Raw genomic sequence first — 19,679 nt, 5'->3', positions numbered from 1 at the left:
CAAGTTGGTATTTGAGCCCGAAGAAGTAGGTTTTATTTTTTAATTTGGGGTCTTCCAGTCAAAACAGATATGGGCCACTAAATCTATTCAGATTTTTCACTAGCCATCTTCAGCAACTCCAATTGCGCAGGCAGGCAGATGGTTTGCAAATCATATTTCTCAAGTATCGTCTGTCTGGCATTGTGGCGCAGGTAATCAAATGCTTTGCGGTCTTTCAAGACATCCACCACACGCTGAGCAATTTCCCCAATCGAAAAAATATTCACCAGCAAACCATTTTCACCATCAGTAATGACTTCTTGAACCGGTTGCGTGCTTGATCCCACAATGATGCAACCCGCCGACATCGCCTCCAGCATCGACCAAGACAGCACAAACGGATAAGTCAGGTACACATGCACGGTTGAAATTTGTAAAATACGGATAAACGCCGAATACGGCACCTTGCCCAGGAAATGTATGCGGCTCAGATCAAGCGTATTACCCAATTCCTGCAACATCTGTTCCCGGAAAGACTGCCCAGTGCTCAGTTTTGGTCCATAACTGGTGTCGTCCCCACCCACAATCAGAACACGCGCTTTCGGGCGTTGCGACAGTATGGCTGGCAAGCTACGCATAAAGCTTGGAAAACCGCGGTAAGGTTCCAGGTTACGCGCCACATACGTCACGACTTCATCATCCAGTGATAGTTCGATATCCGTACCAGGTATGGAAAACCGGGCTGCGCTATTTGGTGCCGCAATTTGCGTATCAATACCTTCATGCACCACATGCAATTTGTGCTGGTACTCTTTTGGGTAAAGCGACTTTTGCCATTGGGTAGGGCATTGACCATATTCTGCCGCATCCAGAGCCAGCAAATTACCGAAGTTCTTTGTGCGCAGGCGAGGTCCCGTATCAAATATCAATGGCGGGCCTGGCTCGAAACCCACATCCGCACCCTTCAGCCGGTAGAAAAACTCAAAATAGCCAATCAGGGGCGTATCAGGAAACACTTCTTTCAGATACCACAACTCACCCCAGCCATTGTGTGCCAGCATCACGTCTGGCACAAAACCAGATTCTTTCAGCGACAGCGCTACACGTGCCACATTCTGTGCATTTAATACACCCGCTTCTGTTTCTTGCAAGTAATGATGCACACCGGGCGTGATCTCCCGCTGAGGTTTATAAACAAACTTGTGCACCCCCGGCAAATTGGCATCGGTACGCTGAGTAATAAATGCCACTTCATTGCCTGGTGTTGCGCCCAAGTGGCGTGCCAGATGCAGATATTGGCCTGGGAAATTTTGATGGACGAATAAGACTTTCATGGGGTCAGCACTGTACACGATTCAGGCAAAATCGAGAATGGGCTTTTATGCACATTGCCCTGTGGGAATTTATTATTTTACAACAATATTAAAAAATGTGTCATAATGCGCCCGCGCGAACATGTGCGACCATTGATAGTCTGTCGACAAGATATCAATGCAGTGTTTTAAAACCAATTGGATAGCAATACTTATTTGAAAGATCGCGTGCATGCGATGCATTAAGCTGGCAGTAGTTGTATCCCGCTGCCCCCAGTACACCCCTCTATTTCCCTGCGGCAAATACACCGGGCCAAACGAACAATTGTTCTCCCTGCGTGTCGTCCCATTGAAGTCTCACCTGAATGATCTTCCCTGATGTTCGGTAATTTTTTACGTACCTTGTTTGCGTTCAAGCAGCATGACAATGCCCAAAGTTTAGGGCGTCAAACCTTTTCTGTGGAGGATGTGGTTTGGGCAATGGGCAGCTTCTGCGCATTGAACCGCAAGCCTTTTGACAGCAATCTGCTGATACGCCAGTTTCCGCCACCTTATATCGGAGACTTCTTCATCCATGCAGGCCGCGCCCTGGGTTTCAAGATCAAGCGCAAGGATTGTCGTAGTGACGCCATTGGCAGCTTGAACTTGCCTTGCTTGGCGATTTTGCATTCCAGAACCATCGACCTTGCCATCAAAGATGGTAGCGACCCGAGCACGTCCACGCCCACGAACCCGACCAGCCCCGCAGTACGCCCGGCAATCATCGTGCAGTTCAATGCAGAACAAGTGGTACTGTTTGAAGCAGGCAGCAATGTCCCTAAAACCCTTACGCATGCAGAATTTAACCGTGACTATACCGGCACCGTATTCCAGCTCGCACCTGAAGCACAAGCCATCAATGACCCCGATGCCACCAAAGACGCGGGCAGGCTATTTGGCTTCAAATGGTTCATCCCTGAGCTGCTAAAACACAGGCGCGTCTGGCGTGATGTATTGATCGCCTCACTGATCATTCAGCTGTTGGCACTGGGCACACCTCTGTTCACCCAGGTCGTCATTGACAAGGTCGTTGTGCATCGTACAGAAAGCACTCTCATCGTCATTGGCATTGGCCTGTTCGTTTTCATGCTGTTTTCGGCTTTGTTGTCCTGGGTACGTCAATACCTGGTTTTGCATACCGGTAACCGGGTTGATGCTGTTCTGGGCAGTGCCGTCTTTGATCATTTGTTCAAGCTGCCGCCACGCTATTTTGAACACCGGCCCACCGGTGTCATTGCCGCTCGCCTGCATGGGGTAGAAACCATCCGTGAATTTGTGGCCAGTGCTGCCGTCACCCTGATACTCGATCTCCCTTTCTTGCTCATCTTTGTTGGCATCATGTTCTATTACAACGTCACGCTGACTTTGCTAGCCTTGTCATTAATAGGTGCCATCGTCTTGCTCAGCCTGGTGATGGCACCGATATTCAGGGACAGGCTGAACCAGCAATTCCTGCTCAGCGCACGTAACCAGGCTTTTGTGACCGAATACGTTTCTGGCCTGGAAACAGTCAAAAGCCTGCAGATGGAAGCCCAGCTCAGCACACGCTATGGCGATTACCTGGCAGATTACTTGCAAGCCGGTTTCGCCATGAAGCAAATCGCCAATACCTACAACGTTGCCGCCAATGGGTTGGAACAGTTGATGTCCTTGCTGGTCTTGGTCGTGGGTGCCTATACCGTTATGAACGACAGCACCTTCACCATTGGCATGCTGATTGCCTTCCAGATGTTTGCCGGGCGTGTTTCTCAACCCATGCTGCGCATCGTTGGGTTGTGGCAGCAATTCCAGCAAGCCAATATGTCAGTCCAGCGCCTGGGCGACATCATGAATGCACCGATGGAACCCTATTCGATCTTGCCCAACCGCCTGCGTGAAAGTCAGGGTAGTATCGCCATCGAAAACCTTAGCTTCCGCTATGGCGATAATTTGCCTTTCCTGTACCAGGGCTTTGGCATGCGAGTAGAACCCGGCAAGGTCATCGCCATCATGGGGCCATCCGGCTCTGGCAAAAGCACTCTGGCAAAACTACTGCAAGGCTTTTATGTACCTGTAGAAGGTCAGATCAAGATCGATGGTAACGATATTCGTCATCTGTCAGCCAACGAACTGCGTAATTACTTTGGCGTCGTGCCACAAGAAACTGTGCTGTTCTCAGGCACCATCTACGACAACCTATTAATGGCCAACCCACATGCCACGTTTGAGCAAGCTGCACACGCCTGCCGTATGGCAGAGATGCACGACGTCATTGAAAGCCTGCCACAAGGCTATCAGACAGAAATCGGTGAGCGCGGCGTCGGTTTGTCGGGCGGACAAAAGCAACGCATGGCGATTGCCCGCGCCTTGTTAAAGCAACCGAAGATTCTGGTGTTTGATGAAGCGACCAGCAGCCTGGATGCAGAAACGGCAGAACACTTTGCTGCGACGATTAATCAGTTAAAAGGACAAGTGACCATGCTGTTTATTACGCATGCGTTGCCTAAGAATTTATTGGTGGATGAGGTGGTGAAGATAGGTCGGCACCAGGAATGACATAGTTAAAGGTAGAAAGTGCCTGTATTGCTTGTATTGAAATTCGGTGTATTTAACAGAAGTATTGAGCGAAAAGAAGAACGCTTAAATTTACTTACTATCAACGGTTTTTAAAATTGTATTGGGGATTACAAATGAAATTAATCATACCTCGTCTTTGCATTGCGCTTAGCGTATCTCTTGGATTTACTAGTTTCGACTGCAATGCGCAAACGGACTCGAAAAATAGGCCAGATATTAAACTTGAGAACAAGGCGCCCACGATTGCTCCGGGCACCTTGAGCTTGATCGCTGGCAGTACGGAGGGCCCTGGTTGGGCAGATGGTGTCGGTCTGCAAGCACAATTTAGCCGATCGACTTTAAACGACTTTGGTGTCAATAGTAAAGGTCTGGTTATCGATTCGTCTGGCAATCTGTATATCGCTGATACAGGAAATCACATCATAAGAAAGATGACCCCGCAAGGCGTTGTCACCACCATCGCTGGCAAGGCTGGGCAAGCAGGCAGTACCGATGGAATGAACTCAACGGCCCGCTTCAAATTTCCATCTGGCTTGGCAATTGACGCCAAAAATAATCTTTACGTTGCCGATGTCGCCAATTCTACGATCCGTAAAATTAGCCCGGAAGGCCAGGTCTCTACCGTGGCAGGGTCTCCCGGTCAATTTGCCTGGGCCGATGGACAAGGTGCTAGCGCCAGATTCAATCGCCCTATGGGTATAACGGCCAACGCTGCAGGTGAGCTATTTGTCACCGATATGATTAATTACTGCATACGCAAAATTAGTCCGAATGGTGTGGTCAGCACTATTGCAGGTCAGCCGGGAAAACAAGGCTTGAGGGATGGCACTGGTACCCAGGCTCAATTTGGTGTAGCCAAGGATATTGCCGTTGATGCAGATGGCGTACTTTATGTAGCAGACGAATCTAATAACGCAATAAGAAAAATTTCCAATAATGGTGTGGTATCTACCTTAAGCCTGATAGTTGAGCCAGCTAGATTTAATGAAGACGAAGTGGCTAGCTTGAAAGAACCTGACGGGCTTGCCATTGACAGCGCAGGAAATTTGTATGTGACACAAGGTGCAATCATACGAGTGATTGATAAAAATGGCAAAGCAAGCGTTATTGCTGGTCACCATAAAGCTGGGCATCTGGATGGACGTGGTTCTGATGCCATATTTAGAGCAATGGGTAAACCTGCTTTGGATGCTGCGGGAAATATCTATGTCGCCGATGATAATTTCATCCGAAGAATTAATAAACAAGGCGACGTTAGCACGATAGCCGGTCAGAAGTTGACAGGCGGATACGTTGATGGCCCTGGTGCAGATGCACGTTTCGATTTGCCGTTCGCTTTAGTCGCAGATAAACAGGGTAATTTGTATGTATCTGATCATGGAAATAATGTGATTCGTAAAATTAGCCCGATCGGTGTCGTCAGTACCGTCGCTGGCATGCCAGGACCATCTGGTCAAGGTCACCAAGATGGTGAGGCAAGGTCGGCTAAATTTAAGGGAGTAAGTAATTTAGCCCTAGATGATCGAGGCAGTCTCTATGTAGTTGAAATTGACAATCGCGATATACGAAAATTAGATTCTAAAGGCAAGGTAAGTACTGTTGTTAGCGCCCCCAAAGAAGATTTTTTTATTGATGGTGTACAACAAGTAGACAATAATTTTTCCCCTGATCGTATCGCTATAAACTCGGCGGGGAAAATATTCTTTAGTTCTCGCGATGTCTTGTATCAGCTAAATGCTAAAGGCCAAGCGACTGTCTTCGCAGGTAATAGGGCGTACCGTAGAAAAGATGGCATTGGCGAGGACGCTGTGTTCTTATCCATGACGAATATAGCGTTCGACTACAAGGGGAATATGGTTGTTTTTGATGATCAAGTGCTCCGAAAAATTAGCCCCACAGCAAACGTTACCAGTTGGGGTGAGTATGGGGAAGAATTTATAGTTCAGAAAGATTATAAATTTTTGTATTACCCCAAAGACATAGTAATAGACAAAAATGACGATATCTATTTTACGTTTGATTCAACAATACGTAAAAGAACTGCCAGCGATACTGTTACGACGTTGGCTGGCATTGCCCATGCGCATGGTACGCAATTAGGTTTAATTGGTAGCCTGTACGATCCCAGTAGTCTTGTCAGATTAGGGCCGAAAACATTTGCCGTCATTTCAGGAAATGCCGTTCTCAAATTGCAGCTTCCTTAAAGCAACAGAAATGACTCTGACCAAGAGATCGTTTGTAAAACCCCACCACTAGGTTTATTTAATAAACGTAACGACGGTGGGGAATGAGATATTAATTTAGAGAACGAAGGTTCTCATTAGAAAGAGAAACATGGCATTAAAACTCAAGGGTGACACTCTTGTATTTAGTCTAGGCGATTACAAAATTAGTGTTGTTGTTAAGGGGGATAAGCAAGGAAAAGTTAGCATTGCCGGCCCAGGCAATACATCTGCAAGCTATGACATCACTACTAAAACGACAACCACAAATACCGGTCCAGTCCATATGGAATGGGCGAAAAAAGGGACAACGACCATTACTTATGGAATGTCCTCCGTCGCGATTAAATATGATATTGCCGGCGAGCATCAAGGGCGAATTAGTACCTTAGATTTTAGTTTTGGTCCAAATAATGCAAACTCGGGAAAACTAAACCTGGTGCCGAATTGGTTGGACGGTGGCGGCCTAACGTTTACTGGCATTTCAACGGTTACGATTTTAGGCAAACAGTTTTTTAGCCGGCCTTTAAGTGGCGACTTATCGACACCATTAAAATTAGCAAATATAGTTGGTTTGAATGCGGGCAAAACAATAACTATCGCCAATCAGAATATAGTGAATGCTATCGATGCGCAAACTGGCGCTGCGATAGAAGACAAAACGGCAGTAGTTTATGGCGCACAGTCCAATTTTTTTAATGGGCCTCCACGTAATGGTAAAACATTGGCTCAAAACAATGCTGACTACCAGAAAATTACGGATCAAATTGAATCGGAGTTTCAATTAGCCAATAACGACACCTCCAATTCTGTGCGCAACAGTGGAAATGTAATTGTAGATCCCAATTCTGGCGTTACCAGAACCAATAGTGGCCCTGGCGATGATTTCTCTGTAGCAAATCAAGGCGAAGACATCGTCTTTACAAACGACACCACAAAGCAATTATTTGGTGGTTCTGGAAATCAGAGATTTGTAGCTAGCCCTGGTTCCACTCTTAAATTTCTTTATAAAGGGGGATCAGATACTCCTGAAATCGACACGATTGACCCTAACGGGTGTGATGCTGCAAAATCAACTCTCTCCTATGCGACCAGCAGTGGTGAGAAACAACTCACTGGACCAGGCGAGGATTCAAAGCTGACTTATCCAGACAATGGCTTACTTTGGACTGCAACAGATGGCACAGAATATAAATATGAGCCATTGAACGGTAAATCAAATTTGGCTGGCGATGCGATAGGTACTTTGACTATCAGCAAAGGTGTTCTTGGTACCAATGGTGGCAAGATGATTGTCAATAACTTCAACCTTACCACTGCCACGCAGGATTCCAAAGGCTATCTGGGAATCAAGATCATTGGCCGAGCTGCGATTGAACCGAAAACTGGACCAAACCCATTTATTTCCGGCGATCAAATTAAGGATGTGAGTTCTAACGCCGGCGGGCCTAACCAGACGTTTACAATATTTACTGCGGTAACGGATAAAACGGCGCAAACAATTAATCTCGTGTTGAGCGGTGCTGACGCTTCACTTTTTAAATTGAGTACGGGTGCAGAACTTTTATCGTTCAGCAATGGCAGCATTAGCGCCACCATTCCAGCAGGATCAAATCAAGTTACGCTTAGCCTGGTTTACACAGGTGATGCCACAAAAAGTCAGTCAGTTCAATTGACTTCAAACATTGTGGGTGGTGAAGGACAGACTACATCGCCAAATAGCAATGTTCTTTCCATTGCGTTCAATGGCACACCTGCACCAGAATTGGTCATGACGCCATTGCAAGGGAATGTAATCAAGCTTGATGGTGTTCATAAATCGTACACTTTTTATGATGTAAATAACTACCCTGATAATGCTAGAGATACGAATTTTTCCGTAGTTACTGATAATGAATCAAATCGTTTTCGGATACGCAATGGCAATGCCAGCCTTACGGGTGGTACAAGCGACGATTTTTTTGTTACCGGGAACGGCAAAAGCACGATAGCGGGAGGCGGTGGCTCTGGTCAGGATTTGTTCTTACTGGGAAATGGAGATAACAAGGTCTTTGCTGGTTCGGTACAAACAGACCTGGCAGCTATGTTAAGCCTGCAAAAAACTGCCGTTGCCACGCATGTGAAAGGTGATTATATCGCTGTGGGTGACGGCAATAACACGATTGTCGGTGGAAATGGCGATGATGACATAAGTGTTGGCACTGGCAATAACGTGATTGTTTGTGGCCCCGGCTCGGTTACCGTAAGTGGTGGGACAGAAACGACTACCTTAGCGGCGAATTGGACGTCAACAATGGTTGGGCACAATATCGTCAATACGAATGTTTCAGGGCAAGTTAGTCCACCGTTTAATGCACCAGATGGATATCAAGGTAGTACTCTCGTTGAAGACACCGGATCCGGTCAAATAATCGTCCCTGTAGGCTTGGGCAACGACACAATTTTTGGTGGTACAGGAAATAGTTATTATCTGCTTTCAAACGGGAATAATTACTTGGATGCTGGCGGTGGGAATGACCAGATTCAAGCTGGCATTGGCAACAACACCATTTATGGTGGTAAAGGCAATGACACAATTTTCGGTGGTGGTGGTAATAACTACATTGATTGCGAAACTGGAACTGATTTTGTTGTTTTACAAGGGGGAAATTCAACAGTCCTTGGCGGTACAGGTGATGATACGATTTATAGCGGGGACAGTAACGCAGCCTGGGCTACTTCACAAACTAAAAACAACAATTATATATTTGCTGGTAGCGGCAATACCCAGATATATGGAGCAGGCGGTAACGACACGCTGATTGGTGGCAGTGGTAATGACACACTCTATGCCGGAGCTGGCAAGGAAGTGCTTTTGGGCGGTAGCGGAAAAACGGTGATGGTTGCTGGTGCTGGTGACGACTATATCAGGTCTGGTAGCGGGGACAGTACGATCTACGGCGGAGCTGGAAAAGACACGTTGGTTGCAGGTAGCGGAAAAACCTTGATCAACGGAGGTTCTGGTGACGCAACTATATATGGCGGCAGTGGTAAAGATACAATCTATGGTGGCGCCGGTAAAAACATCATTTACGCTGGCAATGGCGGTAACGCTGCGCAACCAACAATAATTACTGCTGGTGTAGGAGATACCACGGTTTATGGTGGTGAAGGTATCAGTAAAATTTCTGCAGGTGCAGGGTCTGACGTTATTTACAGCGGCGATGGTGGAACTGAAGACAATCCGACTGAGGTTTTTGGTGGGAGTGGAAACGTCACAATTTATGGCGGCGCAGGTGTTGCAAAGTTAACTGCTGGCAGTGGGACTAGTACCCTGGTGGCAGGTAGTGGAACTGGCATATTTTTTGGTGGCCAAAGTCCTACAACTTACCAAATAGCTGGTGATAGCGGAAACACCGTAATTAATAATAGTGGAGCCGGAGATCAATTGAAGTTTGGCGCTGGCGTAACAATCGCGAATATTGAGGTATCAACGACCCAATACGGGAATGGACGCGACGTTATATTTTCTTTGCCTGACGGTGGAATAGTCACTATTTCACTTTGCGCATTGTCACAAGTGACGTTTGGTGACGGCTCTGTAGTGTCGATAGATCAATTGCTTATGCCGACGATTTCGGTCGGAAATACAACCTACTCTTCTGTAGACCAGACCTTGCCAGCATCCTCAGGAAACGGCGGGCAGGCATTGGTTTTAACTGGTTATTCCGATCTGGTCGCGACCGGCAATAATGTCAGTAATACGATTGTCGGTAACTTGGGTAATGATGTTTTGATCGCTGGTACGGCGAACGATACCTTGGTCGGTGGTGGTGATTCTGATGTCTATAAAGTGACTGCGGGTAAAAATACGGTCACAACCATCAATCGCAGTACCGGTGCAGATAATCTCAATTTTTCTACCGGAATAACACTAAGTAGTCTTTCTGTCAGCGCTGCAACTTCTGCGAACGGGACGCTAATTACGACGGTAAAAAATAATGGTGGAGGCTCGGTCGTCATCAATGCCAACGCAGATGGCAGTATGGTGAACACGCTGTCATTTTCAGACAATAGTCTGGTATCGCTGGGTGCGATGGTGGCCGCGCTGACCGATGGCCCAACCGCAGCCAGTTCTTCCACCGATGTTACCCTTGCTCCAATTGTCCGTAACATGACATTGACTGGAACTGGAAACGTCACAGCTATTGGCAATCAGTTCGATAATATTATTACCGCTAATAGCGGTAACGATACCTTGATTGCCGGCGGAGGTAACGACACTTTAGTTGCCGGCATAGGAAACGCAACCTTAGTGGGTGGGATCGGAGCAGAACAATATACCATTCGCGCTGGCACAGGGACAACCACGATACAAAAGAGCGCAGTCCAAGACACGCTTACGTATGGAACTGGAATAACTGCCGCATCGTTGACAGCGACCTTAGTTACTGATTCCGGTGGCATAAGTGACGTTACCATCGTCAACGCGCAAGGCGGATCTGTCGTCATTAAAAACTGGTCTGAAGATACCGTTAATAATTTGGTCTTTGCAGATGGAAGTAAGTCTACGTTGGGGCAATTACTTGGCCTCTCAGGCAATGATCCCACGACAATGACATCGTCGGTCAGTGTTCCCGTTTTACCGCCCGCCATCAAGACGCTGACATTGACTGGTAGCGACAACCTGACAGCCACTGGTAATAGCCTACCGAATTTGATTACTGCTAACAGCGGTAACGACACGATTACAGCTGGCAGTGGCACCAGCACGCTGGTCGGTGGTAGTGGCAATAGCGTACTCATCGGCGGCACTGGTAATGACACACTGATCGCCGGCACGGGATTAACCACCATGATCGGTGGTGCAACCGGGACTAGCGATGTCTTTGTTGTTCATAACACCGGCGATGTTGTTCAAGCGGGAAGCAATGCTGCCAACGATATTGAACAAACAACAGTAAGCATGACCGCCGCTGGCGGAATACAAAAGTTGACTGGTATAGGAACAGATAATATCGTTCTGACGGCCAACGACCTGAGCGATATTATTACAGCCAATACCGGTAATGACACCTTGATCGGTGCTAGCGGTAACAGCACTTTGATTGGTGGTGCAGGCAATGATTCTCTGGTGGCAGGAAGTGGTAACACCGTCATCCACGCTGGTGGTGGCAATAACACCCTGGTAGGTGGCCATGGTAATAATCTCTATTATGGTGAGACTGGTAATGACACTATCATCTCTGGTACAGCCAACGATACCCTAATCGCAGGGAGCGGTACTGAAGTGCTGCAAATCATAGCAGACCGCACCCATGTGACTGCGACAGCTACTGCAGCTGGTGATGGCACGGCCAATGTCTTGCTCAATATTCCCATAGTTAATAGTTCAGTCCAGATTCAAGGGGTCAGTGCAACAAGATCACCTACGATATTGATGGGCGATAAATCTACGATGACCATCAGCCAACTGCTGGCGCTTAATCCTGCCAATGCGATTTCTTCTGCGACTGGCATGGTAATGCCATTGAGTGCAGTGAAACTGACGTTGACAGGGAATGCTGACCTCAGTGCGACCGGAAACTTCTTTGATGACGTGATCACTGCCAACAGTGGTAACGACACATTAATTGCTGGCACTGGCAACGATACATTGATAGCGGGAACAGGTAACGCGACTCTGGTCGGTGGGTCTGGCAAAGAGCAATATGTCGTACAGGCAGGCAATGGAACAACGACCATTCAGCAAAGCGCATTACGTGATGGATTGACCTATGGCACAGGTGTCACAGCAGCGTCTCTTACCGCAACACTCGCTGCTGGCATTAGCGGTGGTAACGACGTTACAATTAAAAATAAACTGGGCGGCTCGGTTGTCATCAGCAATTGGTCGGCAAGTTCGCTGAATAATTTCGTATTCGCCGACGGCAGTAAGGTATCTGTAGCCCAGTTATTGAGCCAATCGCCTACTGGTCCTACAGCGATGACCTCATCTACCAGCGTGCCGGTTTTGCCGGCTGGTATTCTCAACCTGACTTTGATTGGGTCTGGGAACCTGACTGCCACGGGTAATGATCTCCCTAACCTGATCACCGCCAATAATGGTAATGATACGTTAACAGCGGGTAGTGGCCCGAGCACTTTGGTTGGTGGTAGTGGTAATAGTGTACTCGTTGGAGGTACTGGTAATGACACGCTAATTGCAGGTGGCGGAGCAACTACGCTGGTGGGTGGCGCCGCAGGGACCAGTGATACCTTTGTCATCAATAAAGCTGGCGATGTTATTCAGGCTGGCGTAAATGCGGCAAACGATATTGAACAAACCAGTGTCAGTATTACTGCCGCGACGGGCTTGCTGCAATTGACCGGCACTGGCAATGCAAACATTGTTTTGACCGCAAATAATCTCAATGACCTTATTACTGCCAATGCAGGTAATGACACCCTTGTTGCTGGTGTCGGCAATTCGACCCTCGTTGGTGGAACGGGCGCAGACACCTTCCAGATTAATAGCGGAACTGGTGCTACAACCATCAGTAAAGCAACCAGCAGTGACACGCTTGTTTTTGGTACCGGTATTTCGCTAGGTAATTTATCGGCTTCGACAACAAGGCAAGGTGATGGTAGTTACACGATGACCGTGACCAATAATTTGGGCGGCTCTGTTGTCATTCCAAAATGGGTTTCAAGTGACCTGAACCAAATCAAACTGGCAGATGGTAGTTCTTATAGTCTGGGTCGATTGCTCGCACAGTCCAGCACCGGCGCAACTGCTGCGACGTCCGCATACAACACCAGAATGGGAACTGGCATACAGCACCTCACCTTGACTGGAACTAACAGTGTGACGGTGTACGGCAACGAACTGGATGACGTGATCGTAGCCAACGATGGTAATGATACGATTTATGCCAGTGATTTTTACCGAGGTTCTGGCATAGGTGGCAGCGACACCTTGATCGGCGGTATTGGAAATAGTGAACTGGATGCAGGATTCGGCGATACTACCTTAATTGCAGGTAGCGGCCTGGTGACGATGGTCGGCGGTGGAGATAACTCTCACGACACGTTTATCGTCAACAATTCATCTGATGTATTGTTAGGCGGCCCTGGTAATGCTTCTTTTACCGTGCAGACTTCGGTTGATTTTACTTTGTCGAGTAATATCAGTGGGCACAAGACCAGTTTGGTAGGAACGGGAAGCAACAACCTCACCTTGAAAGGTAATTCCACAGCAGCAACCATCGTCGCCAATAGCGGTAACGATGTTCTGATTGCTGGTTCTGCCAATGATACTTTGGTGGCCGGCAGTGGCAGCGATACCTTGACGGGTGGTACGGGATCAGTGACCTATATCGTTAACACAGGTAACGTTAGCATTACAAATAGCAATAGCAACGACACCTTGCAATTTGGAGCAGGCATTTCCGCAGGAAATATTGTATTTACCAATGCATTGGTCGGCAATCTACCCACCATGACATTAAAAGTCTCCGGCGGCCCGACCGTTACAATGCAAGGCGGATTGAGCAAAGTTAAATTTGCCGATGGAAGTTACAGCGCTTATGTCAGTGATGGTCTGGGTAATTCTACGGTAAGTAATTATATGGTGATCAACAAACCTACGACCACCTATGTATTCGACTTGAGGTTGAATACACTCAATCTTACTACGAACACGACAGAATTCTCCGAAGATGCGGTGGGAAGTTTGATGACAATTAAATCCCTGTTGACAGGCGATATATCCAATATCTTTGATGCAGCGATATCCCCTTCTGGACAATATTTGTACGTTGCTAGCAATAGCCTTGAGATGTACAAGGGCAATGTATGGCAATATGCCATCGCACCAGATGGCAGCTTGACTTCGATTGGTGCGACTGCATTTGGCGGCAGTACGTCTAACCCTGATCAATACCCCGTCAGGATCATCCTTGATCCTACAGGCAAGTTTGCTTATACGCTGAATCAGAACAATCTTCCACGCTATATCGCGCAATTCTCTGTTGGTGCTGACGGGAAGTTGACGCCCTTAAGCACAGCCAGAGTCGCTGCGAGTGTGACAGATTTGATTATTGATCCCACCGGAAAATATGCCTATGGCATGACCAACCTGGGTACGGGTGTGCCAGCACTCTATCAATTTACGATAGGCGCAGATGGGTCGCTCAATCCCATGGCTACCCCAATTGCAAGCGGGATAGCGGGTGTTGGCTTTTTTGCTGATTTCAAAGCAACTATAGATCCATCTGGAAAATACCTGATCTTTGGTGCATCTGAATTCAGTATAGGCAGCGATGGACAGCTCACCGCGATGGCAGCACCCTTTAACGACAATAACGCAACCAATCACGTGGTATTCGACAATTCGGGTAAATATGTTTATCGAACGACGAGTTTTGGAACCGGAATATCTGCATACGCGTTTAACGCCAATGGTTCTGTCACACCATTGTCTGTTCCCATCGTTTCCTCCGGGGTTGCCTTTGACAACATTACGATTGATCCCACAGGAAAGTACCTGTATGCCAGTTCGAATTCGGGTGCCACAATACTTGAGTATGCGATTGGCACCGATGGTGTTTTAAGTCCACTCGCAAATTCCTCTATCAGTGCGAATCTGCCAACAGGATTTCATCCAAGTGCTTTAATTCTTGCAACCACAAAAAATACGTCAGGAATAATCAGCACCGCCTTGAGTAGTGATAATTGGACTAAGGCTGACGGTAGTTACGGTAGCAATACTTACACGCAGGATGGTAAGAGCAGTGGCGCGGCACATTACGCCAACGGAACTATCTCTACTTATAACAGTGATGGTATCACCGCCACGACGACAGGCACTTACGTTGCAACAGGTACCGTAGTTAATATCGTCGGCACTGGCAATGCAGACATGACTTTGACCGGTAACAGCCGTTCAAACGTTATCACCGCCAATACCGGCAACGACACCCTGATCGCCTCCGGTGCCAATGACACCCTGGTCGGTGGCACAGGCAAAGACACGCTGACAGGCGGCACAGCCAGCACCACTTACCTGTACAACAAAGGTAATGGCCTGACCACGATCAACCAGACCACCAGCACCGATATCTTAAAATTCGGTACCGGTATTACGGCGGCCGACATCCATGCCAGTTCCAGCGGTACCGGTAGCTCCACTGTCGTGACCTTGACTGTCGCCGGCGGTGGCAATATCGTGGTCAATGGCAATACCCTGACCAATGTCAGTTACGCCGATGGCAGCACATCCACCATCAGTGCCTTGCTGGGGGCGGCAAGCACCATGTACTCAGCCACCAGTGCTGTATTAACGCCTGGCTATTCATCCCTGGTATTGACCGGCACTGCCAGCATTAGCGGTACCGGCAACAGCACGGCACACACCATTACTGCCAATAGCGGTAACGATACCCTGATTGCTGGTACAGGCCTGGCCACGTTGATTGGTGGTGTGGGCAATGACACCTTCATCCTCAATAAAGCGACCGACGTGATCGTTGAAGGCAGTAATAACGGCATTGACACCGTGCAGGTGGCTTTCAGTTATGACTTGCCGGAAGGTGCCAGCAATATTACGGCAACCGGATCGGCAAACGTCATCATGAACGGCAATAGCTCAGCCAACGTCATGACAGCCAATTCAGGCAACGACACGCTGATTGCAGGCGCAGGCCTGGTGACTATGGTCGGTGGTGCTGGTAACAACGTCTTTGAGATCAACAATGCCTCTGACGTCATTATCCAGTCTGCCAATACCAGCCAAAACCTGCTTAAAACGTCCACCACCTATGTCTTGCCAGCAAACGTACAAAACCTGTCTGGTACCTATAGCGGCAATATCACCCTGACCGGCAATACCCTGGCCAATGTGATTACTGCCAATACCGGTAATGACAGTCTGGTGGCGGTCGGCGCTAACGACACCCTGATTGGTGGCATAGGTAAAGATACCCTCAAAGGTGGTTCTGGCAATACCACCTATGTGTATAACAAGGGCAACGGCTTGACCACCATCAGCCAGACTGCCAGCACTGATATCCTTAAATTTGGCACTGGCCTGACCGCTGCCGACATCCACGCGACATCCAGTGGCAGCGGTAGTTCGACAGTGGTAACGCTGACCGTGACAGGCGGTGGCAATGTCGTGGTCAATGGTAATACCTTGTCGCAGATCAGCTTTACTGATGGCGGTACGACCACTATCGGCAACTTGCTCAATGCGGCCAGCACGCTTTATTCTGCCACCAGTACCGTCATGCCCGCCAATATCACTTCGCTGGTATTGACAGGCACAGCGAGCATTACCGGCACCGGTAACAGCACGGCACATACCATCACCGCCAACAGCGGTAACGATACACTCATTGCTGGCACTGGCCTGGCGACCCTGATCGGCGGTACCGGCAATGACACCTTCGTGGTCAATAACACTGGTGACGTCATCATGCAGGGTGCGGATACCAATCCCAACCTGGTACAGACATCGGTCAGTTATACCTTGCCAGCAAATGTGCAAAAAATCACCGGTACAGGTACCGGCAATCTTGTCCTTACCGGTAACAGCACAGCGCACACCATCACCGCCAATACCGGCAATGACACGCTGGTAGCTGGTGCGGGTTTGGCAACCCTGATCGGCGGTACAGGGACTGATACCTTTGTGGTCAACAATTCTGCCGATGTCATTACCCAGACTGCCAACACCAACAAGAACCTGGTGCAGACCTCGGTCAACTATGTGTTACCTGCGAATGTGCAAAACATCACGGGTACGGGCAGCGCAAGCATCAGCCTGACCGGGAATACGCTGGCCAACGTCATCACGGGCAACTCCGGTAACGATACCCTGATCGCTGGCACAGGCCTGGCGACACTGGTGGGTGGTACGGGCAATAATGTCTTTGTGATCAACAATGCCAGTGACGTTATCACGCAGGTAGCCAACACCAATACCAACCTGGTACAAACCTCGGTCAGTTATGTGCTGCCAGCGAATGTACAAAATATCACTGGTACCGGTAGCGCCAATATCAGCCTGACAGGCAATAGCCTGGCCAACGTCATTACCGCCAATTCGGGTAATGACACCTTGATTGCTGGCGCCGGAAACGACACCCTCATCAGTGGCACCGGTAAATCCACGCTGACGGGCGGTGCTGGTAACACCACCTACGTCTTTAACAAAGGCAATGGCGTGACCACCATCACCCAGGGTGCCAGTGGAGACACGCTGAAATTTGGCACTGGCCTGACGGCCGCTGATATCCATGCTACATCGACCGGTTCAGGCAGTTCCACCGTTGTCACGCTGACGGTTACTGGTGGCGGCTCAGTGGTGGTCAATGGCAATACCTTGTCCAAGGTCAGTTTTACCGATGGCGGTACGTCTACCATCAGCAGCCTGTTGAGCGCGGCCACCACTATGTATTCGGCCACCAGCGCAGTGCTGTCTGCAGGCATGACCTCGCTGGTACTGACAGGTACGGCAGATATCACCGGAACAGGCAACAGCTCTGCCCACACGATCACGGCTAATAGTGGCAACGATACCCTGATCGCCGGCAGCGGCCTGGCAACGCTGGTGGGTGGTACTGGCAACGACACCTTTGTCCTCAATAACGCAGCCGATGTCGTCGTAGAAGGAAGCACTAACGGTATAGATACGGTACAGGTGCCGTTCAGTTTCACCACGCCGACAGGTGTGCGCAATATCACAGGGACAGGTACGGCGAATATCACACTGACCGGCAATAGCCTGGCCAACGTCATCACGGCAAACACCGGCAATGACACACTGGTTGCGGGCAGTGGCCTGGCCACTTTGGTTGGTGGCACCGGTACCAGCACCTTTGTAGTCAACAATTCTGCCGATGTGATCACCCAGGCGGCAAACAGCAACCATAACCTGGTGCAAACTTCGGTGAATTTTGTATTGCCAGCGAACGTGCAAAACATCACTGGCACAGGTAGTGGCAACATCAGCCTGACAGGTAACAGCCTGGCGAATGTGATAACTGCCAATTCTGGCAATGACACCCTGATTGCTGGCAGTGGCCTGGCCACGCTGGTGGGCGGTACAGGTACCAGTACTTTCGTCATCAATAATGTTGGTGATGTCATCACACAAGCTGCCAACACCAATAAAAACCTGATTCAGACTTCGGTCAGTTATGTCTTGCCGGCTAATGTGCAAAACATGACCGGTACCGGTAATGCCAATCTCACCCTGACTGGTAATACCCTGGCCAATGTAATCACGGGTAATGCTGGTAATGACACCCTGATAGCGGGTACTGGTCTGGCAACGCTGGTGGGGGGAACGGGTAGCAATGTCTTTGTGATCAACAATGCCAGTGACGTGATTACCCAGGCAGCCAATGCCAATACCAATCTGGTGCAGACCTCAGTCAGCTATACCCTGCCAGCCAATGTACAAAATATCACCGGTACAGGTAGTGCCAGCATCACGCTGACAGGTAACTCTTTGTCTAACGTCATTACTGGCAATGCCGGTACGTCCAAACTTGTTGCCGGTTCGGGTGACACCACATTGATTGCTGGTTCAGGTATCACGACCATGACAGGTGGTGCTGGTAATGACACCTTTGTGGTCAACAACATCGCTGACGTCGTGGTGGCACAAACTGGTGGTGTGAACCTGATCAAGTCATCTGTCAGCTACACCATGCCGACCAATGTCCAGAGCATGATATTGACGGGTACTGGAGCGTTGACGGCCACTGGCAACAGCGGTGACAACCTCATCGTTTCCAACGGCGGTGCCAGTACGCTTGAAGGTGGGGCTGGTACAGACGTACTGGAAGGCGGTACTGGTGCCAGTACCCTGAAAGATTCTGGCGGCGCCAGTGCGATGCTGGGTGGGTCGGGCAACACTACTATGATTGCCGGTAGCGGTGCACAATTCATTGCTGGTGGTGCAGGTACCAATACCATCACCCTTGGCGCTGGCGCAGCGGTTGTTGCATTTACCACGGGTGATGGCAAGGCTACCATCACCGCGGGGACGGGCGTTGCCAATACGCTCTCACTGGGTGGTGGTATCTCTTACAGCGACCTGACCTTCAGCAAGAGTGGCAACAACCTCATCATGAACACGGGCGGCGCCAATGCCATTACCTTCCAGAACTGGTATAGCGGTACGGCCAACCAGAACTTTGTCAACTTGCAGGTGATAGAGCAGGCGGCCAGCACGTATAGCGCCAGTTCTACCAATATCCTTTATAACAAGGAAATTGAAGAGTTTGACTTCAAGAAACTGGTTGGTTTGTTCAACACCGCCCTGGCAGCAACACCAACGCTGACCAACTGGAACCTGATGAATAGTCTGCTGAGTGCGCATTTGAGTGACAGCAATACCGCGGCTCTTGGCGGTGACCTGGCGTATTACGATGGTTTGCGTGGCAGTTTGACAGGCTTGAACATGGCAACGGCAGTCACCACGCTGCAAAATGCGTCATTCGGCAAAACGGCACAAACCGTTGATGCCTGGGCGGGTGTCAGTGCCAGTAATAATCGTATTCAGTAAGCATCATGCCAATACCTGAATAAGAGAGCAGCA

At 49.0% G+C, this 19,679-nt stretch carries 4 protein-coding genes; 3 read left to right on the top strand and 1 reads right to left on the bottom strand.

Annotated features, from left to right (window positions below; all coding sequences use genetic code 11):
- Positions 1-83: 83 nt before the first annotated feature.
- A complete protein-coding gene (locus tag ACO0LH_RS05870; protein WP_422940106.1) occupies positions 84-1,313 on the bottom strand; it encodes a glycosyltransferase family 4 protein in 1,230 nt (409 codons plus the stop codon).
- A gap of 357 nt (positions 1,314-1,670) precedes the next feature.
- Here ACO0LH_RS05870 and ACO0LH_RS05865 point away from each other — a divergent pair, with 357 nt between their 5' ends.
- From ACO0LH_RS05865 to ACO0LH_RS05855, 3 genes are all read left to right on the top strand, one after another.
- Positions 1,671-3,866 (top strand): peptidase domain-containing ABC transporter, encoded by a 2,196-nt coding sequence (locus ACO0LH_RS05865; RefSeq protein WP_422940105.1) that lies wholly within the window; start codon positions 1,671-1,673, stop codon positions 3,864-3,866.
- 134 nt (positions 3,867-4,000) lie between these two features.
- The gene (locus tag ACO0LH_RS05860; protein WP_422940104.1) at positions 4,001-6,091 is read left to right on the top strand and encodes a hypothetical protein; all 2,091 of its coding nucleotides are present in this window, start codon (positions 4,001-4,003) and stop codon (positions 6,089-6,091) included.
- A gap of 634 nt (positions 6,092-6,725) precedes the next feature.
- Positions 6,726-19,646, top strand: coding sequence for a hypothetical protein (locus tag ACO0LH_RS05855; protein ID WP_422940103.1), 12,921 nt, complete (start codon positions 6,726-6,728; stop codon positions 19,644-19,646).
- Positions 19,647-19,679: the final 33 nt, after the last annotated feature.

It is taken from the genome of Undibacterium sp. TJN19, assembly GCF_049339485.1.
Classification (GTDB): Bacteria; Pseudomonadota; Gammaproteobacteria; order Burkholderiales; family Burkholderiaceae_D; genus Undibacterium.
The sequence above is the reverse complement of the archived record's forward strand: the minus strand, read 5'-3'. Positions and strand labels throughout refer to the sequence as shown.